This window comes from Levilactobacillus fujinensis, assembly GCF_003946335.1.
Classification (GTDB): domain Bacteria; phylum Bacillota; class Bacilli; order Lactobacillales; family Lactobacillaceae; genus Levilactobacillus; species Levilactobacillus fujinensis.
In genome coordinates this window covers 38,031-62,826 of record NZ_RHNX01000015.1, presented here as the reverse complement: position 1 = coordinate 62,826, position 24,796 = coordinate 38,031, and the positions used below count along the sequence as shown (strand labels likewise).

General features: G+C 49.4%; 23 protein-coding genes. 19 read left to right on the top strand and 4 right to left on the bottom strand.

What is annotated here, in order from left to right:
* The first annotated feature begins 394 nt into the window (after positions 1-394).
* From EKM89_RS07240 to EKM89_RS07225, 3 genes are all read left to right on the top strand, one after another.
* A complete protein-coding gene (locus EKM89_RS07240) occupies positions 395-1,069 on the top strand; it encodes an acyltransferase family protein (protein ID WP_125687125.1) in 675 nt (224 codons plus the stop codon).
* A gap of 330 nt (positions 1,070-1,399) precedes the next feature.
* Positions 1,400-1,858 (top strand): 8-oxo-dGTP diphosphatase, encoded by a 459-nt coding sequence (locus EKM89_RS07230; protein WP_125687121.1) that lies wholly within the window; start codon positions 1,400-1,402, stop codon positions 1,856-1,858.
* A 113-nt stretch (positions 1,859-1,971) separates the two neighbouring features.
* Entirely contained in the window at positions 1,972-2,316 is a 345-nt protein-coding gene (locus EKM89_RS07225; RefSeq protein WP_125687119.1) for a hypothetical protein, read from the top strand.
* Positions 2,317-2,480: 164 nt separating this feature from the next.
* Here EKM89_RS07225 and EKM89_RS07220 read toward each other — a convergent pair whose 3' ends face one another.
* Positions 2,481-3,146 carry a CPBP family intramembrane glutamic endopeptidase gene (locus EKM89_RS07220; protein WP_225421842.1) on the bottom strand — a complete coding sequence of 222 codons (666 nt, stop codon included), beginning with the start codon at positions 3,144-3,146 and terminating at the stop codon, positions 2,481-2,483.
* Between the two features lie 214 nt (positions 3,147-3,360).
* Here EKM89_RS07220 and EKM89_RS07215 point away from each other — a divergent pair, with 214 nt between their 5' ends.
* The 7 genes from EKM89_RS07215 to EKM89_RS07180 all read left to right on the top strand — a co-directional run bounded on the left by EKM89_RS07215 (position 3,361) and on the right by EKM89_RS07180 (position 10,154).
* A complete protein-coding gene (locus EKM89_RS07215) occupies positions 3,361-3,885 on the top strand; it encodes a TetR/AcrR family transcriptional regulator (protein WP_125687115.1) in 525 nt (174 codons plus the stop codon).
* A 363-nt stretch (positions 3,886-4,248) separates the two neighbouring features.
* Entirely contained in the window at positions 4,249-4,851 is a 603-nt protein-coding gene (locus EKM89_RS07210) for a nitroreductase family protein (protein WP_125687114.1), read from the top strand.
* A gap of 565 nt (positions 4,852-5,416) precedes the next feature.
* On the top strand, positions 5,417-6,547 hold the full coding sequence (locus EKM89_RS07205) for a helix-turn-helix domain-containing protein (protein ID WP_382333457.1): 1,131 nt from the start codon (positions 5,417-5,419) through the stop codon (positions 6,545-6,547).
* A complete protein-coding gene (locus tag EKM89_RS07200; RefSeq protein WP_125687110.1) occupies positions 6,540-6,749 on the top strand; it encodes a PLD nuclease N-terminal domain-containing protein in 210 nt (69 codons plus the stop codon). Before EKM89_RS07205 ends, EKM89_RS07200 begins: the two co-directional genes overlap by 8 nt.
* The gene (locus EKM89_RS07195) at positions 6,750-7,655 is read left to right on the top strand and encodes an ABC transporter ATP-binding protein (protein WP_125687108.1); all 906 of its coding nucleotides are present in this window, start codon (positions 6,750-6,752) and stop codon (positions 7,653-7,655) included.
* A complete protein-coding gene (locus tag EKM89_RS07190) occupies positions 7,652-8,416 on the top strand; it encodes an ABC transporter permease (protein WP_125687106.1) in 765 nt (254 codons plus the stop codon). Before EKM89_RS07195 ends, EKM89_RS07190 begins: the two co-directional genes overlap by 4 nt.
* A 613-nt stretch (positions 8,417-9,029) precedes the next feature.
* On the top strand, positions 9,030-10,154 hold the full coding sequence (locus EKM89_RS07180; RefSeq protein ID WP_125687102.1) for an NAD(P)/FAD-dependent oxidoreductase: 1,125 nt from the start codon (positions 9,030-9,032) through the stop codon (positions 10,152-10,154).
* On the opposite strand, the gene EKM89_RS07175 is transcribed toward EKM89_RS07180, so the two are convergent.
* Entirely contained in the window at positions 10,130-10,537 is a 408-nt protein-coding gene (locus EKM89_RS07175; protein WP_125687100.1) for a ribonuclease HI family protein, read from the bottom strand. The genes EKM89_RS07180 and EKM89_RS07175 overlap by 25 nt on opposite strands.
* Before the next feature lie 38 nt (positions 10,538-10,575).
* Here EKM89_RS07175 and EKM89_RS07170 point away from each other — a divergent pair, with 38 nt between their 5' ends.
* Entirely contained in the window at positions 10,576-10,986 is a 411-nt protein-coding gene (locus tag EKM89_RS07170; protein WP_125687098.1) for an EbsA family protein, read from the top strand.
* 5 nt (positions 10,987-10,991) lie between these two features.
* Complete coding sequence (locus tag EKM89_RS07165) at positions 10,992-12,647, top strand: formate--tetrahydrofolate ligase (protein WP_125687096.1); 1,656 nt, start codon at positions 10,992-10,994, stop codon at positions 12,645-12,647.
* A 410-nt stretch (positions 12,648-13,057) separates the two neighbouring features.
* On the opposite strand, the gene EKM89_RS07160 is transcribed toward EKM89_RS07165, so the two are convergent.
* Positions 13,058-14,257 carry an MFS transporter gene (locus EKM89_RS07160; RefSeq protein WP_125687094.1) on the bottom strand — a complete coding sequence of 400 codons (1,200 nt, stop codon included), beginning with the start codon at positions 14,255-14,257 and terminating at the stop codon, positions 13,058-13,060.
* A 222-nt stretch (positions 14,258-14,479) separates the two neighbouring features.
* Here EKM89_RS07160 and EKM89_RS07155 point away from each other — a divergent pair, with 222 nt between their 5' ends.
* From EKM89_RS07155 to EKM89_RS07130, 6 genes are all read left to right on the top strand, one after another.
* Positions 14,480-16,057: an ATP-binding cassette domain-containing protein gene (locus EKM89_RS07155; RefSeq protein ID WP_164510533.1), complete on the top strand. Its 1,578-nt coding sequence runs from the start codon at positions 14,480-14,482 to the stop codon at positions 16,055-16,057.
* A gap of 407 nt (positions 16,058-16,464) precedes the next feature.
* Positions 16,465-16,929: a signal peptidase II gene (gene lspA / locus EKM89_RS07150; protein ID WP_125687091.1), complete on the top strand. Its 465-nt coding sequence runs from the start codon at positions 16,465-16,467 to the stop codon at positions 16,927-16,929.
* On the top strand, positions 16,929-17,852 hold the full coding sequence (locus tag EKM89_RS07145) for an RluA family pseudouridine synthase (protein WP_382333459.1): 924 nt from the start codon (positions 16,929-16,931) through the stop codon (positions 17,850-17,852). Before lspA ends, EKM89_RS07145 begins: the two co-directional genes overlap by 1 nt.
* Positions 17,853-17,988: 136 nt before the next feature.
* On the top strand, positions 17,989-18,522 hold the full coding sequence (gene pyrR, locus EKM89_RS07140) for a bifunctional pyr operon transcriptional regulator/uracil phosphoribosyltransferase PyrR (protein ID WP_125687087.1): 534 nt from the start codon (positions 17,989-17,991) through the stop codon (positions 18,520-18,522).
* A gap of 24 nt (positions 18,523-18,546) precedes the next feature.
* Positions 18,547-19,623, top strand: a complete 1,077-nt coding sequence (locus EKM89_RS07135; protein WP_125687085.1) for a carbamoyl phosphate synthase small subunit — start codon at positions 18,547-18,549, stop codon at positions 19,621-19,623.
* 2 nt (positions 19,624-19,625) lie between these two features.
* Positions 19,626-22,199, top strand: coding sequence for a carbamoyl phosphate synthase preATP-grasp domain-containing protein (locus EKM89_RS07130; protein ID WP_125687083.1), 2,574 nt, complete (start codon positions 19,626-19,628; stop codon positions 22,197-22,199).
* Between the two features lie 193 nt (positions 22,200-22,392).
* On the opposite strand, the gene EKM89_RS07125 is transcribed toward EKM89_RS07130, so the two are convergent.
* Complete coding sequence (locus EKM89_RS07125) at positions 22,393-24,102, bottom strand: NFACT RNA binding domain-containing protein (protein ID WP_125687081.1); 1,710 nt, start codon at positions 24,100-24,102, stop codon at positions 22,393-22,395.
* Between the two features lie 260 nt (positions 24,103-24,362).
* Between EKM89_RS07125 and EKM89_RS07120 the strand changes: the two genes are divergently transcribed.
* Positions 24,363-24,788: a MarR family winged helix-turn-helix transcriptional regulator gene (locus tag EKM89_RS07120; RefSeq protein WP_125687079.1), complete on the top strand. Its 426-nt coding sequence runs from the start codon at positions 24,363-24,365 to the stop codon at positions 24,786-24,788.
* Positions 24,789-24,796: the final 8 nt, after the last annotated feature.

Here is a 24,796-nt window from a genome sequence, read left to right as displayed (position 1 = left end):
TTATTCTAATGATAAACAAAAAATCTGTCATCATTAATAGATAAAAATCTATTACCAACAACAGATATTGTAGAACCAAATAAGGGCGGCCAGCGAGCCGTCTTTTTGTTTGCACTAAAAGTTGAAGGCTGAACGTTCCAAAACACTCATTATAACTGTTGTAACGACGATGTGGAGACTAAAATTGAGCAGTGTCGTCCAGTCATCGCCTTACTAGCCGGTAGAACATGGGTTAAATCGGTGCGAACACACCTTGAAGCCTTGAAAATATCGAGTCTCCAAGGTTGATTTTCTACTGAGCCAGCGAATCATCCGCTGATCAAGTATCATGATCCGTACTTTACAGTTATCACAGTTACTTGCTAAAATGGAGAGGGTAAAGGCGATGAGGGAGATGAAAATAAAAGAAAAACAGATTGCGGACGTGGGTGACTATCTCAAGGCATTTGCTTGTACGGCGGTCATGGGACAGACAGTTCTGAGTCTGGGACTGACTACTGCGGCTGGCCAAGCCCAGGACGTGCCAATTACTTTGATCTATGCTGCCATTAAATTTACGGCGCCGGCGTTTATTTGTGGTATTCTCTTTTCCACGATGCGCACGACAACGCTGCAGCCAGCGCTGTCAAAATACTATCGGCAACAGTGGCATGTGTTAGGCGTCCCGACCCTGTGGTGGACATTGGCTTACTTGTTGATTTTACCTAGTGTGCAACAGCATCGTCCGGCACGAACAATTGGCCAATTTATTTGGCAAATGATAAACGGGAACGCGGCGCCACATCTCTGGTATAATACGATGATGCTGCAAATGGTTTTGCTGATGCCTATTTGGTGGGGAATACGGCGGTGGGCGACAACAGTTCGGCGGCAGTGCGTCTTGCTGGGCGGTACGGCAATCATCTATGCATTGGGAATGCAGGCCTATACATATAGGAATCACGTTGTATCTGGGATGGCCGCACGTTCAGCGATGGCACTGGCTGGCGATACCGTCTTTGATCATAGGTGGTGTGATAATTGGTTGGCAAATGCAACAAGCATCGCGACCACTGTCTCTGACGCGTAGCAGTTATTATTTGCCGGCAAATGTCTTGTATGCGTTGAGCGTCATTGGGATGATCGTAAGTTTAGCCATTTGGCAGCTCCACCGTCAGTCGGGTTGGCTACCCGTAATTCACTGGCTGGCGACCTATGCTTACCGGGCGTACTTAGCAAATGTCTTTTGGTTGACGTTAATTTGGTCAGCGTTTGGCCACCGGTTGGCGAGCCATCACTTGAACTGGGGATTATTAGTGTGCTATGTTTTGACGTGGGCCTGGTCATTTGCTGCGACTTATTTAGGCCACCTAGCTTGGCAGAAAATAAAATTAGTGTTTTTAAATTGGAGGAAAAGAAAATGTCTCGAACGCAATCAGTTGAATTAGTTACGATGATCATGGTAACTGATCCACAGACCCACCGTGTCTTGGTGGAAGATAAAGTGAACGTCCCGTGGAAGGCTGGTCATAGTTTCCCCGGCGGGCACGTTGAAGTCGGGGAAACTTGTGCGTCGGCGGCAATTCGTGAAGTCTATGAAGAAACCGGTCTCCATTTAAAGTCTGTGAGTTTCTGCGGTACTTGCGAATGGTTCGATGAGTCACGTCAACAACGAAAATTAGGACTGCTCTACCGCAGTTCGGAGTTTACCGGCGAACTGAAGGCCAGCGATGAAGGCCAAGTCAGCTGGCTACCACTGAGCGAAATGACAGCGGCTCGGAGTGCGGCATCGATGCCGACCTTATTGCGAGTCTTTAACCGCGAGATTGCAGCCGTCACAAGTGACGAGTGGGATGGCGATTTGCACGTTGATCATTAGAAAACGAGGGGCACTAAATAAAAAAATAGCGTCCAGACAGGCCAAACTGTTGTAAGCGGTTACACAATCAGCTAAACTAAAGGTGTGAAGAATAGGTAAAGGAAGCGATAATCGTGAAATCCACTGTGCAAACACAACGCTGGTACGGTTACTTCTTTATCGGGCTTAGCATCGTAGCCCTCGGGTTAACCGGACTTTTAGCGTTACCGGTCATTGACCGGGCTTTATTGTTGACCACTGCTTTGACGCTACTGGTCTATGGACTAACGTATCAGCGGCGCCTCAGTCGAGTCGCTTGGCGAGTCCTGCTGGGCGTCAGTCTCTTGGTTGGTGCGATCGACCTCATCTTGGCCGTTACAGTCGCACCGGAATTGGTCACGGCACTGTTTAGTTTCTTCTTGCCGTTTGCCTTTTTAAGTGTTCTCTTGGGTTATCTGAAACGCCGAACTTTAGCTTGAGTAACTGAAAATGGTGTCCCTTCCATATGCGAAGGTGGCACCATTTTTGTTTGTCTTAGCTAAGATTGAAAATTAAAGCGGTCGTACGCCAGCTGTCAGGAAATCTACATCGTTGTTACAATCGTCATACATTGTCTTGACATATCACCACATGTCTTCACGGCTTAACCGAAGAGGGTGACCAGAATATCCCAAGTCATGTGAATGACGATGCCAGGCCACAGTGACCGGCTTTTTTTATACAGCCAGCCAAACAATAGTCCCAGGACGAAGACGGAAACTAGATTGCTTAACCAAGCACCAACGCTCATGGCAGGAATGGTCGTCAGGTAACGAGGAATGTGCATGCTGGCAAAGCCGGCTGCTTGAATCACGTTAGCCGTCGCAAATGTTGTTTTCTTCAGTAGGGCATTTAGGAAATATCCCCGAGTGACGAATTCTTCAGCGACTCCCACGACCAAGAAGTAGCGGCCCCAGTATTGGGGAATAAAGGTTCGGTTTACGCGAAGTCCGTGATGCAGTAACCAGAATTGCAGGCCGAGGTACAGGATGATTGCGACCCAAACGACATAGCCAGCCGTAAAGTGCCAGTTAGGCCGCCATTGCTCACGATTAGTTAGAGTTAAGGTTCCCTGGCGAGCTTGGTGAGTAAACCACCAACCAGCACCAAGCCATAAGGTTAGTTTGATGGCATCCAGTAGAAACTCTTGGGACCATCCGTGAAAATGGTGACTGATGGGAATGTTTAAAGCCACTTGAATGATAAACCAAGTGAGCCAACATCCGATAAACTGCCAAGTGAGCCGACGATTTGAAATGCTATTAGACACAGAAATTCCTCTTTTCTCACAAAATCAACGATACTTTTATTGTAGAACTTTCTGAGGAGAAGTGGTGTAAAAATTCCGTAAAGGAGTCAGCTAAAACAACCAATATGAACACTGAATACTTCTCTATGTTACCACTGTTTACTTTTAAAGTAGTCGGTGTTAACATAGAGATATAATCAGTGACAACATGTGATTCAATAGGAGGTCGTCATTCATGGCAAAACAGCCGTATCATCGTAAAAATCTAGCCGCCGCCATTCAGCAGCAGGCCCGGCAACAGTTAGAAGAGTCTGGTGTCGAACAATTATCGTTGCGTCAAATCGCCCGATTTTTAGCCGTCACACCAGCGGCTGTTTATCGTCATTTTCCAGATAAAGCGAGCTTGCTGGCAGCCCTCCGCGTTGAATTTCAAGAGGAACTGGCAGCTACGTTACGTGAAGGTGTGTTGGATTCCCCCAATGCTGCCGCCATGCTCCGACGGATGGTCACGAATATCCTGACCTACGCGCAGGAGCATCCTCAGGCAATCGCGTTTTTCTTACGAACACCGTCAGCTGTTCCGCAAAGTCTGCAGACGGTCGTTGCCTTATTGGCCGCTCAGCAACCAGATACACCACCAGTCGGGCGGGCAGCTCCGGCAATTTGGACGTTCTTGTTGGGAACGTTAGTGCAACTGCCAGTGCAATCGGCAACGGTGGAAGAAGTTACGACCCAGTTGATGCGACTGTTGCGCGCGTGAGAAGTAAGTATGAGTTAGGTAAAAGTGTCTCCCTGATTACATGGCGAGACCATTTTACGGGTGGAATTTTTAGAAACGCTATCTTTTTTAAACAGGTTTCGGGGTTATTCACGGAGAAATCAGTGTGACAAAGTTTAGCCACTGGGCGACGACACATGGACCCTAGTCAAAGAGTCACGGGTGTTTCGAAAGGAGACGTGTTAGACTAAATGCAACCTATTCTGGAGGCGACGTATGAACAGGCTTATCAATGGTTCACTAAACTCTTTACTTTCAAAAAGTAAGTGATAAACTGGAAATAAAGTTTTAAGGAAACTATCAATTACCCATAAATGGGAAAATTAAAGTGAGGTTATTTAAGCTATGGAAACGAAATTTATTGAACTCTCTAAACAGCGTCGGACGATTTATAATTTGGGTCGTAACGTTAAGTTATCGACTGGTGAGCTGACTAAACTGATTCAGGAAAGCATCAAGCAAGCCCCAACATCTTTCAACAACCAAACGCAACGGGCCGTGATTTTATTCGGTGACGCTCACGAAAAGTTGTGGGATATCGTGATTGATCGGTTGAAGCAAGAGGTTCCTGACGAGGCTGCCTTTGCGAAAACAACGGCTAAGGTCAACGCCTTCAAGGCCGCCTTTGGAACGATTCTGTTCTACACGGAAACAAAGACGGTCAAGCAATTCGAAGAGAACTTCCCGCTATACGCCGCTAACTTTCAGGACTGGTCCGAGCAATCACAGGGTGGTGCCCAACAAGCCGTTTGGACGTCACTGGCCGAAAATGGTATCGGGGCCAATCTGCAACACTACAATCCACTAATTGACGACGAAGTCCGGGCCGCCTTTAACATTCCTGGCAGCTGGAAGCTCCGTGCTGAAATGGACTTTGGTTCCATCGAAAGTCCAGCCGATGCTAAGGATTACATGGCTGACGATGACCGCTTCTTGGTCTTTAAGTAACAGAGACTAGCTAAGATTATCGTGTTGTGGCGGCTAGGAATTTCATCCGCCGTGGGGAACGTCTCCAGCCAAAAGGCGGGCTTCCGGCGCGACTGAAAACCGGGGAAAAGCCCATCTAGCATCGTCGCCCACTCCTGGACGCCTCTACTACAAACCCTGCTACAAGCCAAGTGTCGAAAGAAGCTTAGACTTGAAGTCAGCTGGCTGGGATGGTCCGTTTAGCAGTCAGGTCGATTGTGTTCAGCTAATGTCTTGTTTGCACCGCAATAACCGTAGTGATGAATGCTCTAAAATAACGTCAAAAAGTTGTTTCTTTCAGAATTGTTAGTTTCTGAAAGAAGCAACTTTTTATTTACGCCACTATGGTGTCGAAACTAACTGCCTTATGGTCCACGCGGTTTTTTCGTTTTGCGCACCGTCTCAGTCCATATCTGACGACTGGCAAGACGAAAAAAAATCAAGTTGCCTCAGAGTTAATATTTTCGGCCTAAAGTTAACGATCTATCGCTACAAGAAACTTTGTCAACCAGATATAATGGAGATAACCAACAAGGGGGAGTGCATGATGAGCCTAAATTTAGGACCAGTCATTCTACAAAAACGGAAGGCAAAGGGCGTCACTCAGCAACAGCTGGCAAAATTTATCGGTGTTTCCAAGGCATCCGTGTCAAAATGGGAGACCGGTCAGTCGTATCCGGATATTACGCTGTTGCCGTTACTGGCGGCGTACTTCAACGTTTCAATCGACACATTGATGGCCTACAGTAGTCAACTGACCGCCGAGCAGATTCGGGAGGTGTACACATCATTGATCGCGCAGTTCGACACGCGACCGGCCGCAGATGTTTTGGCGGCCATTGAAGACACTATTCATCGCTACTACTCGTGTGCACCGCTAGTTTTGGAAATGGGGCAACTCTTGTTGAATCACGGGGACTTGTTGCCAGGGGGAACGGCGGTTGAAAAATCGAGCCGGTACCTGACACGCGCTCAGGAGCTATTCGCCCATGTTACCGAAATCAGTACGGAACCCGTTCTCTTGGAGAAGGCCCGGGACTTTTCGGCGTACTGTTCACTGCTGTTACAGCGTCCCGATGACGTATTGACGGCACTGGGCCAGTTTGTGCCGACGTATTTTCCCAGCGAGAGCCTGATTGCCTGGGCGTATCATTTGAAGGGTGACGAACAGCGGGCGATGGCGACCACCCAGAGTGCACTCTACCAGTACGTGACGATTATGGCCAGTCAATTGACCAATTACCTACAGCTGGTGATGGGGCAACCGGAGAAGCTTCGGACGACCTATGCGCGTGGCTGGGCGCTTATCGACACCTTTGATCTGGCTAAATTGAATCCAGCTTCCGTGATTAATTTCCAGGTGTCAGCGGCCATGGGGTACGCGCAACAACACGATGCGACAGCCGTTCACGCGTGCTTAACGGCCTACGTCGACTGCTTAGCAGCCGTTAAATTTCCATTACGATTACATGGTGACGCCTACTTTGACGGAATTGATGAATGGCTGGCACAAACGGATCTGGGGCATGCTTTACCCCGCGACGAGCACCAGCTCCAGACAGATTTTGTGACGGTGGTCCTCGATAATCCGGCCTTCAAACTTTACCTAGAGACCGCCGAGTTTCAACCAATCGTTCAGCGATTGACGCAGATAAAGGAGCGCTTGACCTATGCATAATTCCGAATTATTTTTTAATAACCTGCCGCTCTTCGTGCCACTGATGTTCCTAGAACTGGGCCTACTGATTGCGGCACTAATCAGCCTGTATCGCCGCCAAACGGTGCGGCACGGCAACCGATTGATTTGGACGTTAGCTATCGTATTTATCCAACCGTTTGGGGCCATCGCGTACTTTATTTTTGGTCGGGAGGTGGACTGAGTGACCATCTTAGATCTTCAGCGCGTCACCAAGCGTTTTGGCGATAAACAGGTGTTAAAGGGTCTCGACTTGACGGTGCCCACGGGGGCAATCTTTGGTTTTGTCGGGGAGAATGGGGCCGGCAAAACAACGACCATGAAATTGATCCTGGGATTGGACACACTAGATGGTGGTCAAATCACCGTGGCGGGCCAACCCGTACGCTATGGCCGCGCCGTTGCCAATCAGGTGGTCGGATATTTGCCAGATGTGCCGGCGTATTACGGGTACATGACATCCACGGAATACTTGACCTTGTGCGGCCGGCTAACGGGGATGCGGGAACCGGATCTGTCTAACCGAATCACGGAAATGTTAAGGACGGTCGACCTGCCACAAAACAAGCACCGTATTCACGGCTTTTCGCGGGGGATGAAGCAGCGGTTGGGCATCGCGCAGGCATTGTTGAATCGGCCGCAACTATTGATCTGTGACGAACCAACCTCGGCGCTGGATCCGAACGGCCGGAGTGAGTTTTTGAAGCTGCTAGCGAGCTTGCGCGGTGAGATGACGATTCTGTTTTCCACGCACATTCTGACTGACGTGGAGCGCATCAGTGATCAGGTCGGCATTCTACACGCCGGTGTCTTGCAGGTCCAAGGCAATTTGACCGCATTAAAGCATCGGTATGCACGGTCACAGGTCCAATTAAAGTTTGCGTCATCGGCAATTGCCCAGCAAGCCGTTGCGGTCATGGGAAGACCAGCAACTCAGACGGCGACGCACGTGGCGGTGCCATTTCAGGACGACTATGCGGCGACAGTGGCGGCAGTTTTAAAAGCGTTGCTGGCAGCCCACGTAGTCCCACTAGCCGTTGATCGACAAGAGACCAGCTTGGAAGATATTTTTCGGGAGGTGACGACATGAGCGCGATACTGACCTTTTGGCATAAGGAGTGGTTGGCGGCTTGGCGTAACTATCACATCCTGATCTTGGCGGTCATCTTTGTCATCTTCGGTATTGAGGCGCCACTGATGGCGAAGCTCATGCCCGACCTCATGAAATTGGCGTTGGGCGACCAATTCTCGATTAAGTTGCCGCAGTCGACCAGCAGTGACTCGTGGCAGCAGTTTTACAAGAACACGTCGCAGATTGGTATCTTCTTACTGGCCTTGGTCTTTAGTGGCACGGTCAGTCAGGAGGTCAGCAGTGGGACCCTGGTCAATCTGATAACGAAGGGATTACCCCGGTACGCGGTCATCATCGCCAAGTATCTGGCGGCCGTTGTGCAATGGGTGGTCGCCATCGGGGTCTCATTTATCATAACTTGGGGTTACACGGCGTATTATTTCCCGGATGACAAGAGTCCCCACGTCTGGCTAGCAATTTGGCCGGTCTTACTCTTTGGCCTGTTCTTCGTGGCGGTAGTCCTGCTGGGGTCTACGGTGGTTAATAGCAACTACGCGGGGTTTCTGGTGGCCGCATTGGTCTTCGCGAGCCTAGCGCTGTTAAATTACGTGAAGGCCGTCAAAAGGTGGAACCCGATTGCCTTAGTGACGGACAACCTTGATCTGGTTCGCGGCACGGAGAAAATCACGCACATTTTACCAGCGTGTGGCGTCACGGTGGCCGCGGCGTTGGTGATTCTGGGTGTGACGATTTGGACGTTTAATCAGAAGCGATTGTAAAGGTTAAATTATGTAAATTTACTAAGTGGCGGTCGCAGATCCTATCCATGATTGTCAGGAGAAATACGGGTAAGCACTAGTATTTAAGTTAGACTGAAGACGAGGTTGAAAGTTCCGAGATGCTTATTATGATTGTTGTCACAACGATACTGAGACTAAAATTGGACAACGTCGTCCAGTCATTGCCGACCTTTTCGGCTTACGTAATTGTTCTGAGGCAGCATAGCCAAATTATGCCGATAGAAAGGTTATTGATTTACGCTAAGCGTCAGCAATCATCTGAAACTCAACGTTTGAAATTGACCTGAACAATCTGAACCGGAGAAAGTCAGGAACGTCTCCAGCCGAGCCGGAAGCTCGTCCCTTGGCTGGAGGCGTTCCCTACAGTAAGCGGAATCCTTGGCAGTCGGAGTGCGACCATTTCAATTGGTTTACAAGAGTAACGCGAATATTTTAACTTTCAACCTCAACTAGTACTTTTCGTCAGTCAGACTTGGGTTGGTTGTAGCGGGAGAACTTATGCTAAAATGAAAGATAGCCACGGGCACTGACACCAGCCAGTCATTTGGCTGCCAGCGTCCGCTTTAGTACTTTCTAAATCAGGAGGTAAAACATGCAAAAGAAAATTGCTATCATCGGTGGTGGAATCGTCGGGGCGACCGCTGCTTATTATTTGAGCACGTTGCCTGGCGCCCAACAGGTTAAGGTCACGTTGTTCGACGACGGTGTCGGTCAAGCTAGCAAGGCCGCGGCTGGCATCATTTCTCCTTGGTTATCCAAACGACGAAATCAGCGTTGGTACCGTTTAGCCAAGGCGGGGGCCGATTTATATCCCGAATTGATTCACGACGCCCAATTAGGAACCGAAGTTTACCAACAAACGGGAACCATTGTGACCCGTGAAGTGCCGACCGACTTAGAAGTGCTGTACCAGTTGGCTCAAAAACGGCGGCAAGATGCGGCGACCATGGGTGAAGTAGCCACACTAACGGCCGCTGAAGTGCAGGCAAAGGTGCCTCTATTAGGTAACGTTCAGCCCGGTGTCTTCATCAGCGGGGGCGCCAGAGTCGACGGCGCGGCTCTAGTCAACGACTTACTTGACCGAGCCAGCGCTAAAAACTTGACGGTCCGCCATGAACATGTGACGTTAACGGCCAATGGCCAAGTCGTCACCTCTTTAGGTGCCCGTCAATTTGACCGAGTCATCGTTTCAGCAGGTGCCTGGCTCAAGGAACTTCTTGCACCGCTGGGCATTGTTGCGGATGTTCGGGCACAAAAGGGCCAATTGATTGAGTTAGCCGTTAAGGACTATCCGTTACAAGAAAATATGCCCGTGGTCATGCCCGAGGGCGAACGAGACTTTGTGCCGTTTGGTCATGGAAAATTGATTGTGGGGGCGACCCATGAAGACGACGGCAAGTTTAATTTGACCGTCGATTCAGCGGTGACGGCTGACCTACTGGGAAGTGCGCAACGGCTGATGCCGGGTCTTACTGCCGACAGCTTGACGGGTGTGCGGGTCGGCACCAGGGCCTATGCCAGCGACTTTGCCCCATTCTTCGGGCCATTGCCGGAACACGACACGTTCTTAGTAGCTTCCGGTCTCGGATCTTCCGGTCTGACGACGGGGCCCCAGATTGGCCGGTTGTTAGCCGGTTCAGCGCTCTATGGCGGAACGCCCGACTGGAGTGAATATGAATTACCATTGACGACTTATTTAGCGTCTTCCGCAAAGTGAAGGGCTTGATTAGCTAGTGTGTGGGCGCCCTGATTCTGTTTTTCAGGGATCCACTGTGTCAGGACCAATTGAAAGGGTGCCTGTGCAGCTAACAAATCATCGACTAATTTTTGGTAATGTTTCGCATAATGTTTGGTCAAACTGTCGCTAACAATTTGGCTATCGGTATAAAATAAGACCGTGGCCTGTTGCACCTGGTCACCGATTAACGCAGCCAATTTTTCAAACCCCATGCGGGCAATCTCAAATTCGGCTGTGTGGTTGGTGGTGGCGTGCAAGGCAGCCTTTAACTGGGTCTGCTGGTGGTCATGAACGATTAAGATGCCCCCGGCACTTAACCCATTCAGCGGCTGTGTCGCGGCGTCCGTATACAAAGAATACACAAGAATCACTCCAATTCATTCGTGAGGTGTTGTAAGTAATGATAACCCAGGAACGGCGTTTTTTGTATCAACCGAACCCAATTAGTAGTGTGATCAATTGGAGCTGGACGTTGATGGTCCTGATGCTTGGGGCCATCTTCTGGCTAGAGATCACTCATTTTAATTGGTACACACTAGGTCTCTTCGTGGTCTTTGCCCTTCTGTGTTGGTTAGAGATCCACTACAGAAATATTACCATGGCTAATGGTGTATTGACCGTTAGTACGGTCCTCAATCATCGGCATTTAGTGATTCCATTAGATCAGGTCCGCAGCGTGAATCTAGCCCATTACCGGTTAGGAATCGTGGCGCAGGGGAAAATCTATCAGTTTTTGCTGCCACGGAACTCCGCCATTGAGTTGGCCGGTTTAATTCGAGAAGCCATGACGGTGAATGCTAAGGAGGAGTAAGTTTATTGAACGATATTGAAATTTCACAAGCAACCAAGTTAGAAGCCATTGAAAAAATTGCGGCTAAGGTGGGGCTGACACCAGATCAGATTGAACCCTACGGTCATACTAAGGCTAAAATTAACTTGCCATTGGCGCAGTCACGACCACAAGGAAAATTGGTTTTGGTCACGTCGATCAACCCCACACCGGCTGGTGAAGGAAAGTCGACCGTGGTCGTGGGCTTGGGGGATGCGATGAACCGCCTAGGCCATCAAACCGTCTTGGCTTTACGTGAACCTTCCTTAGGCCCCGTTATGGGACTTAAGGGTGGTGCAACCGGTGGTGGTTACGCTCAGGTTGTTCCCATGGAAGACATCAATCTGCACTTTACGGGTGATATGCATGCGCTGACTGAGGCCCACGATACGCTGGCGGCTTTGATCGATAATCACATGCAACAAGGAAATGCGTTGAACCTAGATCCCCGTCAAATCGTGTGGAAACGAGTCTTAGACATCAACGACCGGGCCTTACGGCAAACGGTCGTCGGTTTAGGTGGCCGGACGTCCGGTGTGCCGCGTCAAGATGGTTTTGACATTACCGTGGCTAGTGAGCTTATGGCCGTACTGTGTTTGAGTGAAGACTTAACGGACTTGAAGCGTCGGGTCAACCGTATCCTGATTGGCTATAACTACGACCGTGAGCCTGTGACGGTCGGTGACTTGAAGGTCGGTGGTGCCATTACGCTACTGTTAAAAGATGCCATCAAGCCCAACCTGGTCCAAACGCTGGAACATAACCCCGCTATTATTCATGGGGGGCCATTTGCGAATATTGCCCACGGCTGTAACTCAGTCTTGGCGACGCAAACGGCACTGCAGTTGGGTGACTATACCGTGACTGAAGCCGGCTTCGGTGCCGACCTGGGTGGCGAAAAGTTTATGGACATCAAGACGCCTGTTCTGGGTAAGACGCCGGACGCTGTGGTCATCGTGGCTACGATTCGGGCCCTCAAGTATAACGGTGGGGTTAAACGCGCTGACCTCGAACAGGAAAACGTTGCTGCTTTACAGCAAGGTAGTACTAACCTAAAGCGGCACATTGCCAGCATGCAGCAGTACGGTGTGCCAGTTGTCGTGGCTATCAACCGCTTCACTAGCGATACCGATGCTGAAGTTGCAGCGTTGGCAGCTGATGTGGCTGCCCTAAACGTCCCCGTTGCCACTACGACCGTGTGGGCCGATGGTGGTGCTGGTGCGGTTGATTTGGCGGAAAAGGTGGTTGCTGCCACCAAACAACCGAGTCATTTCACGCGCTTAACACCAGCCAACACGGACTTAGTGACACAGATGACGGCTATTACCCAGAAAATCTACGGCGGGGCAAAGGTCGAACTGTCTGCGAAGGCTAAGCGTCAATTAAAGACCTTTGCTAAGTACGGCTGGGACAAGCTGCCCGTCTGCATGGCTAAGACCCAGTATTCACTGACAGATGATGCACATCAGCTTGGCGCACCCACGGACTTTACGATTCACGTCCGGGAGTTTGCGCCACGCCTGGGTGCTGGTTTTGTCGTGGCCATGACCGGAAATGTGTTGACCATGCCAGGACTACCCAAGCATCCAGCGGCATTGGACATGGATATTGATGCCAATGGGAAGATTACGGGGTTGTTCTAAAACTATTCTCAAATCATAATTGGTGTTTGGTAAATTTCAAGCCATGGTTATCTGTGTCTTAGCAGATGATAAGGGAGTCTGAGTTTGCCGAAAAAAGTTGCTCCTTTCAGAATCGTTAGATTCTGAAAGGAGCAACTTTTATTTACGCCACTATGGTACGCCATAAGGCAGTCTGTTGCACTTAACCCGATCGCAAAAATTATTAATCAGATATAATCCCTGCAATCATATGAATACTCACAAACTAACCGCGACCCACTCTATATTTGGATGGCCGTCTAAGGTTTGTAAACTGAAAAGTACCGATTTTGCCTGACGTAGTGGCATTACCTTTAGCCGCACCTTAGTGACCAATCAATATGGGGGTTAGAAACGAGGATGAGTCCACCTTGCAGTTTCAAAAGTTCCAATTAGCGATCTAAGGCCGGCGAGATTTTTTTGGTCGCGATGATCACGCCAGCGATGGCCAGGTAGGTGATACTAGCAAGCAGCGTAAATGGTCGCATTCCCACAGCGTCAATGATTAGTGGAATGCCTAAAAGACCAATTGGTTGGCTGAGATTGATAAGCGCGTAGTAGCTGTTTGATACGGTAGCAAGGTCTTCTTCTGGAACCTGTTTTTGTAAAATAGTCTTATTGGAAATATTGAAGAAGGGTAGTGCACTTCCAAGTAGGATCACACCGAATAGGGACCCTAAGAGCCACCGAGATTCGCCGAACATAAAGAATGCAATGGGAATTTCAATTAGTGAAAGTTGAATGAAGGTGTGCAACTGTACAGTCTTTGCTAACCAGCGATAGAGTAAGGAACCCAGCAAGAATCCGACTGAAAAGGCAGAAGTCATGAGACCGGTCGTCTTCGCATTATGAAAGACCATCGTGGCGAGCTGCGTGAAGTAGACGTCATTGGGAGCCAGTAAAATATTAAAGAGTAGGGCTGTCATGAGGACGGGAACCAATGCCGGAAATTGATGAAAGAGTTGTCGTACATAACCAAATCCGTTCCAGGCTGATCCGGTGAATTGTGACGGAGCGGCTGGAGTAGAGACAATATTTTCGTGAATGCCCAATAGTAGACAGAAAACAATTAAGTAGGATAAGAAGTCTGCCAAGAACAGGGTTGCTAAAGGGAGGATAGTCATAAGTGCAGTGACAAGAACTCCAGAGAGCAGATTCGCACTCATCATGGCGGTACTAATGGCGGCGTTGAGGCGACTATAGACGGTAGCGTCAAAGAGCCGGACGGTAAGCTTAGTGATGATGGGGCCGTAAAATGAAGAGCAGGTGTCGTAAAGAATGGCACTCACGATAAGTAATGGGAAATTTTTTACCCGCAGGCCAACTAACCCTAAGATTAATAGGACTGCAACGGCGGCCGCCAAACTCGTCTTCAGCAAGAATGGTTTTAAACGAGCTTGTTGATCAACGAAGTGACCGATTGGGGCAGCGAGGATAATACCGGGAACGAACAAGCAAAAGGAATAGATGCCAACGTAAATAGCGGCATGAAACCAAGTCGTAATCAAAATGATCAGAGCAACTCTTGAAAAGCCTGATCCGAAGTCATTGATGAACTGACTAACCAGAATAATATTTTTATTGGTGACCATGCTGCTCACTTCCCCAATGATTAAATTAAGGATAACTATAGCACGAAAGTGGGTCAGCGACTTGGTCAGCAATGAGTTAACATGGTCACTTAACGAGTTCCCTAACCGAGTCCCTTAGTTCAGTTACCAAATAAAATGGGGGGGGTAACTTGTAGGCCGCTTTCGGAAGCGTGTATGGTGACCACTAACAGTAGTTGGTGTCAGTGGAATAGGAGGGCTTTCATGAAATTCGTCAATCAGAAGCTAGCAGGGTTAGCAATTGTGATGGCCGTTTTGCTGGGATTGGAAACGCCATTCAACGCTGCCACGTATGCGTTTATATTCACCATCATTGGAGGAAAGCATCTGTCATGGTTATTTCCATTTGTCGTCGTTGTGATTGGTGGGTATCTGCTCTTTACGTTACTGACGTATTGGAACACTAAGGTAATTAATGCCAACGTGGTGACGATTAATCAGCGGTTGAAATCGGCACTGCTACGGGGGTTATTACGTGAGCGGATGGTCGATACCAAGGACTTTGTCGCCACAAATTTATCGTTTTTTATGAATGACTTGAAACTTTTAGAGGACAATTATATTCGCCAACTCTTTACCTTGATTAGTTTAGCGGTTGCGGCAATCGTGACACTGATTTATTCGTTGAAGAATAGTATTGTTTTGACCTTAATTTTTCTGGCATTTATGACAATTCCGGCAACGGTCCCAACACGCTTTCGTCGCCGAATTACGGCACGCACAGAGACCTGGTCGCAGCGCAACAATCGCTGGTCGGGAATGCTGAAGGATGTTTTGAATGGTGCACTCACGATTCGGCAGTACCGGGCCATTAGTGGCGTGGAGGCAAAAACAAACGTCGCAATTCAAGACGTCGAACAGGCCAATGCTAAAGCTAAGAATACAATTGCGTTGTCCGATGGTGTGGCTGAGGGGTTATTTTACTTCTGTACGTTTATTCCCATTGGTATTGGTATTTATGCGGCAATTGCTGGTCACATCAGTTTAACGCAATTTGTAGCGATTCAGTATTCGTCTAATATGATTATTGGCAGTGCCCGTGGGGTTATTAACAGCTTCAATACATTAAACAGTACGACTAAAATTCGTGAACGAATCCGATTAGCGTTAAAATCAGCTTCTGACCCACAACAGGTAACGGCGGCCTTCAATCACCTAAGATTAGACCAAGTGACGTTTAGCCGAGCGGAAAAAGGTGTTCTCAACGGTATTACACTAAATGTGAATCGCGGCGAAAAAATTTTAATTCAGGGGGAATCTGGTAGCGGGAAGACCACGTTGTTAAGAATCATTGATGGCGCGCTAAAGCCCGCAAGTGGACAAGTAAGAATTAATGGACAAGAGGTTACTAGATTTGAGGGGATGAGTACCGTCAATCAAACGCCCATTGTGTTCAACGATTCACTACGGTATAACGTCACACTGGGCTTGAAATTTGCGGATGCGGCAGTTTTAAAGGCCTGTCAACGTGCAGGGTTAGGCGAACTCATTGCCCAGGATGGTGTGGGGTATCAGGTTGGCGAAGGTGGGCAGAATCTTTCCGGTGGGCAGGTCAAGCGATTGGAAATTGCCCGGGCAATTTTGTTTGACCGCGATCTTATCTTTATTGATGAAGGTACCGCCTCACTAGATGAAAAGACGTCGATTGCTATCCACCAGACGATTCTCCGGTTGGATAAGACCGTTATTGAGGTTGATCATCACATTCCAGCGACAGTTCGACCATTATTCGATCATACGTATACGTTAGCGAATGGGCAGCTAACTGAGAACAATAAATAAAGTCAAACTATTCACGTGACGACTGGTATCAGCATTGCTGTTGCAACAGTTATAAGTGACGTTTTGAAACTGTCAATCTTTGGCACGGAGACGCTTTAAAGGTCGTACACTCATTGTATGGGTGATATGGCCCTTTTTGATAGGATGAGGGCTGGGAGTGAGTTCCATGGCTGCAAAAATGGTATTCATAGAGTATCAGTTACTGCGAGGACGTTCCGGTCTCAACTAGAAGAAATCTTCGTCTCAGTTGTGAGATTGGCTAAAACGGGCCTTCAGGAAGTTCAAATGAAGTTCCGTTACAGTTGCTGGCACCAGTGTGAGAAATTTATCGTGCCCAACTCGTCAGAACGCCGAATTTTCTGGTATACTTTTCGGTAACGACTTATAGGAAAGGTGTTCCGGAAGCTATGCTGATTGCAGATACACTCTTAATCGTGCTCCTGGTCGCTGCCGATCAGTGGATCAAGCACGCGGTAGTGGTCAACATCGCCCTTGGCGGCGAACACCCGGTTATCCCGGGGGTACTCTCCTTGACCCACCTGCGTAATGACGGGGCGGCTTGGAGTATTTTACAGGGCCAGATGTGGTTCTTTGCGGTGATCGCCATCGTCGCTTTAGGCATCATGGGCTACTTCTTTTGGCAGTACCGCAACCAGGGGGATCACTGGGTCGAAGAACTCGGCTTGGCACTGATGATGGCGGGAACCATTGGGAATTTTATTGATCGTTTGACTCAGGGATACGTGGTCGATATGTTTCAGCTCGACTTTGTCAATTTTCCCATCTTTAACTTCGCTGACAGTTGTTTAACGGTTGGCGTGATTCTAATTGCAATCGGTGTCTACATCACCGATCGGCAGGAGGCTAAATGATGCAAACAGAAGGATTTACGGTAACGACCACGGAACGGTTAGACAAGTTAGTGGCCGATCAAGTGGACACCATTTCACGGTCTCAGGCGAAAGCTGCCATTGAGGCCGGTCAGATTACGGTCAATGGGGCGGTGGCTAAACCTAAGGACAAGCCGAAAGTTGGCGATACGATCCATATCGAGTTGCCAGATCCCGAGCCTTTGGATCTGGAACCAGAAAATATTCCTTTAGACGTGGTCTATGAGGATGATGATGTGCTAGTTGTCAACAAGCCTCAAGGGATGGTCGTCCATCCCGCACCTGGACACCCCAACCATACGCTGGTTAATGCCTTGTTATATCACAGCCCGTTATCCAGCATTAATGGGACGTTGCGGCCTGGCATTGTTCACCGCATCGACAAGGACACGTCAGGCCTCCTGATGGTCGCTAAAAATGATCATGCCCATCAGAGCCTGTCAGCACAGTTACAGGCCAAGACCAACTTGAGGGAGTACGTGGCTATTGTGCACGGTAACTTTAAAGAAGAAGAAGGGGTCATCAGAGCCCCACTAGGTCGGTCGCCTAAGGACCGGAAGAAGCAGGCCGTTGTTGCCGATGGTCGCCCCGCCGTCACGCATTTTCGCGTGTTAGAGCGCTACGGCAACTACACGTTGATCGCCTGTCGCTTGGAGACCGGTCGGACGCATCAGATTCGGGTCCATATGGCGTACATCAACCATCCGGTCGCGGGCGATCCGTTATACGGACCGAAAAAAACGCTGAAGGGCGATGGGCAGTTCTTACATGCGCGTGAACTCGGGTTTAAGCAGCCCACGACGGGTGAGCAATTGGACTTCACCGCGCCAGTGCCAGATAATTTTGCGCGGATGGTTCGTCATTTGCGTCAACAGGCCGGCTTGCCGGTTGACAAAGCAATCTAGTTTTTTTATGCTAAACGTACTAAGATAAGCGGGTTTGCCGAATCAGGCGGGCGGGTTTCTTCACCATTTTGCCGAAGAAACGCGCCCGTTTCCTGCATTTACGTTAACGCCGTGAAACTTGAAGGAGGAAATAAAGATGGCAAAGGTAGTTGTGGACGCAATGGCAATGCAACGGGCCCTGACCCGGATTACTTACGAAATCATCGAGCGCAACAAAGGGGTCGATGACCTCGTCATTTTAGGTATCAAAACGCGTGGGGTGTACTTGGCCCGACGGATTGCTAGTCGCTTACAACAGCTGGAAAATGTGACGGTGCCGGTGGGCGACCTCGACATCACGCCATACAGAGACGATATCGAACACGATGCACAAAACGAGCCTAAAGTTACCGCAACGAACATCGACTTCTCCGTTGCCGGCAAGAAGGTCATTTTGGTCGATGATGTCTTGTATACCGGTCGGACGATCAGAGCGGCCATGAGTGCCGTGATGGATCTCGGTCGGCCTAAGAGCATCAACTTGGCCGTATTGGTTGACCGCGGACACCGCGAATTACCAATTCGAGCTGACTTTGTGGGCAAGAACATACCAAGCTCGCAACGCGAACGTATCAAGGTCTCCGTCAGTGAAATCGATGATCGGGACGCCGTAGAGATCCAACAAGCATAACACTGGTAAAGGGGCCGATTTTGCATGGCAAAACGCTATTTGATTTTAGAAGACGGCTCGGCCTACGCCGGTGAAGGATTTGGTGCCGGCGCCACCACGAGCGGCGAAGTAATCTCTAACTTAAACCTTTTAGGCTATCAAGAAACGATTACCGATCAAATTTATCATAACCAGATTATTATTTTTGCCCAGCCAGCGATTGGCAATGTCGGGATCAATCACGACAGTTACGAGTCGATTTTACCAACGGCTAAAGGGATGGTGGTCAGAGATGTCACGAACATTTCGACTAATCGCCTCTCACGGTTGTCACTGGACGAATTCTTACAGCAACACAATATTCCTGGTATCAGTGGTATCGATACGCGCCACCTGATTCGTAAATTACGGCAACAGGCCGGACCAATGAAAGGGAGTATCGTCGATGTGGCCGATGCGCACGCGTTTGACCAGTTGAATGCGACGGTGCTGACCAATCGTCAGGTCGATCAGGTGGCAACGCCCCGGCCGTATCCGAACCCGGATACCGGGAAGAATGTGGTCGTAATCGATTTTGGACTGAAACACGGCATTCTCCGGCAATTGTCGGAGCGCCGGTGTAACGTCACGGTCTTACCGTGGACGGCGAGTGCCCAGGATGTGCTGAACCTGGATCCAGATGGGGTTTTACTGTCTACGGGACCGGGCTCACCACTCGATTTAGGGGCTGGCGTCTTAGAAATGATTCGTGAGGTCCAAGCGGAGATTCCGCTTTTTGCAATCGGACTGGGACACGAACTCTTCGCTCTCGCTAATGGGGCGGAACTGAAAGCCTTGCCCGTTGAGTACCACGGTAGCAGTCACCCAATTCGGCGGATCATCACCAATGATATTATCTATGCGACCCAGGGTCAGGGCTACGCAGTCATCGCCAAGTCGATCGACCGGGATCGACTGATCACGACCTATGTTGACCTGATCAATGGGACCGTACAAGGATTGCGGCACCGAGACTACCCCGCATTTTCCGTTCAATTCTTTGCGGATGGTGCACCGGGGCCTCACGAGAGTCGGGACCTGTTTGATGAATTCATGGAAGCTATGACAGCACGGGAGGGATAGGCTTGCAAAACTTAAATGATTTACAGAAAGTGTTGATCATTGGTGGCGGGCCGACTGAAATTGGTCACGAGACCGAGCTCGACAGTGCTACCGTGCAGATCATCACGGGGTTTAAAAAGCACGGGGTGCGTACATCAATTATTGACAACAATCCCTTTTCAGTCGCCCTCGAAGAAATTCAACCAACGAATATGTATGTTCAGGCTGTGACGACCGCTAACGTCCGGCACATCATTGAAAAGGATCGGCCGGATGCCATCTTGCCATCACTAGGCGGTTTGCTGGCCGTTCAAATCGTCCAAGAGCTCATTGAAAATGGTGACCTTGGTCGCTTTGGGGTGACCATTTTAGGGATGACGGCTAGCACATTGCGGCAGATCAACAACCCAGCGGCACTGAATGCGACGCTAAAGGCGATTCATGAACCCGTGATTGAAGCCCAGATTGTGGATACGACTGACGAGGCTATGGGTTTAGTGGAGTCAATCGGGTTTCCGCTGATCGTTAAGCCGGTCTCACCACGCGTGGATACCAACCGGACCGTTTGTGAAAATGTCGATGAGATGTTGAATGCCCTCAATCAGGGTTTCCAGCAATCACGTTTTGATCAGTGTACGTTAGAACGCAGTGTTGTTGGTTATAAGGAAGTCGAAATGGTCGCAATTCGTGACGTGGCTGACACGAAGGTTCTCCTGTGCGGGCTAGAAAATGTGGATACCATCGGCATTCATTCCGGGGATTCTATCGTCGTCACGCCACCACAGACCTTGACGGACCGTGAATATCAAAACTTACGGGACGCTACTTTCCGAATTGCAACGGAACTGGGCATCGTTGGTGTCTTGCACCTCCACTTTGCCTTGAATCCTGCAAACCAACACTTCTATGTGACCAAGGTTGCACCATACTTTTCCCGCGGGGTCGCTTTAGCGGCCAGAACCACGGGCTATCCGATTGCATTGGTCACGGGTGCCTTGTTACTGGGCCAACGATTGGTCGATATTAAGCTTCCTAGTCGTTATGTGAAGCAGACGGCTATCATGGAGCCCACCATTGACCACGTGAGTGTCCGCATTCCGTTGTGGCCGTTTCAGGAGGTGCCAGACGCCGATCAACACTTGGATACAGCGATGAAAGCGGTTGGGTCTACGATCGGTATTGGTCGCTCGGTGGAAGAGGCCATGTTAAAGGCGGTTCGTAGTTCGCAATTTTCGCCACGAGATGTTCTGCCCAGTGTTAGCAATCTAACGGACGGGGAAATGATCAGTCAGTTGATTCATCCACTGGCTAACCGCATCCTAGTTCTGATTGAAGCTTTACGGCGGGGATATGCGCCCGATGAACTGAGTGAACTGACGAAGATCGACAATTTTTACTTTGTGAAGCTCCAACACCTGCTGACGATTGAACAGGAAATTCAAGATAATCCCTTAAACGTCGACACATTACAGCGGGCCCGTTATTACGGATTTGGAGATGGAATGATCGCACGTATTTGGCAAACGGATACGGCAACGATTCGGCACCTTTCGGCTGAGGCCCATATTATGCCGACCTATAAGATGATCGAACCGACTGCCGGAGAATTTGCAGAGGACGCCAGCGGTTACTACAGTACGTTTGAATATGAAAATGAGAGCCAACCATTGGGTGACCGGACGGCACTGGTGCTTGGCCGGGGTGGTAATCAATTGGGGCCGAATTCGGCTGCGGAATACTTCACCACGGAAATGCTGAAGCAGTTACAGCGGGCTGGCTATCACACGATCCTCATGAACACGAATCCAAACGCGGTGGCCATTGCACCGGAATTTTCGGATAAGCAGTACGTAGACCCGGTCCAACTGGGCGACGTGCTCAACGTGATTCAGGTTGAACATCCAGATATCGTGATCGTTCCGGGTAATCGACATTATTTGACACGGGAGTTAGGTAAACTGAATGTGAACCTCCACGTTTTACCACCGGACCAAGAGACCGGTGAGGAGCCACCTAAGATGGCAACGATCGGCGTGAGTCTCTTTGTCCATGGTCAACAGAAGATTGCGGTGGGCGTGATGGATATGCTCACGCCGGGGATGAATAAGTCGTTGGCACAGGTCACGGCCTTTCGGATGCCGGCAGAGTTGCCCAAGGCCAAGCGGCTTAGCTTAGTGGAACTTGCTAAACAGGCCGTGAGTGAGCGGCAAGTGACGGGGATGATTCAGGTGCTCTTTGCGCCTAAGGGTGATACGAAACAACTCACGGTGGTTGGTGTGCGGCCAACTCGTTTGACTGAGATGGCCTTCTTGAGTAAGGTCACTGGAGTCAACTGGGTCCGCATGTTGACGCGGCAGCACATCGCAACGTTGGATGATGATGAACTGGCGAAAATCAAAATTGATCTGAATAGTAATCGGGTGGCATTGATGAATGCAGCATTTCCATTCCGCCAATTGCACGTCTTGAACCGGCCGGGGACAACTGACCAAGAGGTGGGGGCGACGATTGCCTTTGGGTCGAGTGAAGCACTGACCCTCAGTAATCTCAGCGATACGGCTGAACTTGATCAGATCATCAACCGGACGATTGGATAGACAGACTGTGTGGCGATGGTCGCATGCCAGCTACCAGAAATTCCTGGTAGCTGGTTAACCTATAATTTAAATAATAGTTGTATCTAGCAAAAAAGCGACCTATCAGTATTTAACTGACAGGTCGTTTTTACATTGTAATTTAGTTGTAACTAACAAACGATGGTTGCTCACGCGTCGCAAGTTGGGTCAACAGCTAGTTGTCCGCTAGCCGGTCGACCAAGTCACTTTCCGGTGTCACGTAGACCGTGTGTTGACCAGTGAAGATGACGTAGCCGGGTTTAGCACCGTTAGGTTTATGGAGCCGTTTAACGGGTAGGTAGTCGACGGGAACGTTGCTGGACTCACGACCCTTAGAGAAGTAGGCGGCGAGGTTGGCGGCTTCCATAATGGTTTCATCACTTGGATTGTCCGCGTGAATGATGACGTGGGAGCCTGGCATATCCTTTACGTGCAACCAAATGTCGGTTCGCTTGGCGGTATGGAGGCTCAATTGGTCATTTTGCAGATTATTCTTTCCAACGGAAATTTTGGTGCCATCGCTGGCCGTGAACCGATCCGGCTTACTGATCTTTTGGCGGCGTTGCTTTTTGCTTTTCTTTTGGTGGTCATGATCCCGGAGGTAACCGCCTTGTTGCAGTTCCAAGCGAATATCGACCAGGTCTTTGGGTGCGGCCAGTTCGATCTGCGCCATGATGTTGGTAAAGTAGTCAACGTCGGCCTGCGTAATCGCTAACTGTTCGTTGACGTAACTCACCGCATTTTTGGCCTTCTGGTAGCGCTTGAAATACTTCTGAGCATTCTGATTAGGCGAAATCTGATTGGAGAGCGCGATTTTGATTGGCTGATTGTTATCATAGAAGTTTGGCAACTCGACCTCGGTCTGACCGCGTTGGACTTGGCTGAGATAAGTCGTCAACACTTCTCCTTTGATGCGGTACTCGTCGGCATTTTCCGTTTCAGCGAGCGTTCGCTTTAGTTTCTTTAACTTATTACGGTCCTTCTTCAGTTCGTTGCGGACCACCCGAATGAGGACGCTCCCCTGTTGCTGTACACGGTCACGTTCAGCCTTATCTTGGTAGTAGGTGTCTAGCAACGTACTGAGCGTGGCAGCGGCTTGCTGCGTGCCCGTGCTGGGGTACGGAAAGGCAGTGAAGCTGGTCTTGCCCTTAGACGTGATAGCCAATGTTGGTTGTGGCGTAGCGAACCCTTTGAAAAAGGTCGCAAAATTAGTTACAGAGTCGCCGGGTTCGTGGAGCTTGGTTGCCAGGGCCGCAGCGGTGTCCTTGCCAAGCCCCTGGTACTGTTGTTGCAGGGTGTGGGCAAGAACTTCCTGGTTAGGAAAATCGCGTACGGTCGCAGTCAGGTCGTCTCGGGCGCCAGTGAAGGGATCAACGAGATCTTGCTTGGGTGGCATGATGTACTGGGCACCCGGTAATAGGAGCCGATAACGATTTTGGTCGGAGCCAACGTGTTTGATGGCGTCTAGGATTTTCATGGACGCAGTGTCGACCAGAATGACGTTACTGTGTCGTGCCATGATTTCAATGATCAAGAGGAGTTCCTGTTGATCACCAAGTTCGTTACGTGACGTAAAATGTAGGTGAACGACCCGGTCATTGGCGACCTGAGTAATTCCCTTAAGAATTGCACCTTGAAGGTACTTTCGTAGAATCATGGTAAAGTTGGTGGGAACGGGTGGGTTGACGTAAGGAATCTGCGTCACCTGGATGCGCGCGTAGGTCGGATTGGCCGATAGTAGGATCGGATAGTTGTGGCTGTTCGCACGAACGGTCAGGACGATTTCGTTGGCATAGGGCTGGTTGACCTTGCTAACACGGCCGGTCGTCAATGTTTGGCTCAGTTCTTGAACCATTGCGTGGGTAAAGGATCCGTCAAATGACATGGGGTAACAACACCTTTCATAAATAGACTTTATTTTTGGTTGACCGGAAAAACGACACATGTTCAAGTATAACGGCCCGAGCAGTGAAGTGCAAAGAAGTTCCCCCGTATTCCGGTAGAATTCGGCGAAACTGTCACGAAATCGTCATGGTTTTTGGCTTGTGATGAACAACCTGACCGTTGTACAATACAAGTAACGCCGCAGAGCCCATTTTGTGACTAACAAGTGGCAGTAACGGCAAACAAAGGAGTGAGGGCCAAATGAAATCCAGTCTTGCAGCACTAATGGCGATTAACAAGGTGCAACAGACGCTATTACAGCGGATGACCAAGCATTACCAACTCACCGTTTCTGAGTGGCAGTTGCTGGACCACATTGGGAGTGGTGAAAACACCCAGGAGATTTTGGCAGAGCGAACCAAACTGGATACGTCAACACTGAGTCGGCAGCTAAAGGGCTTGGTAAAAAAGGAAATGGTGACTAAGGAAGCCGTTGGCCGTGATAAACGACAGTTGGTCTATACAATTACGACTGCTGGGACGGAGACGGTCACGGCCATCAATACGGCATTTGAGAATCTTTCTGATGACGTGTTTGAACACTGGTCCACTGATGAGCGGAATCTGTTACAGATTTTGTTGAACCGTTTAGATAAGAGCTTAGACCGACAACGAACGATTAAATAGTGATATAG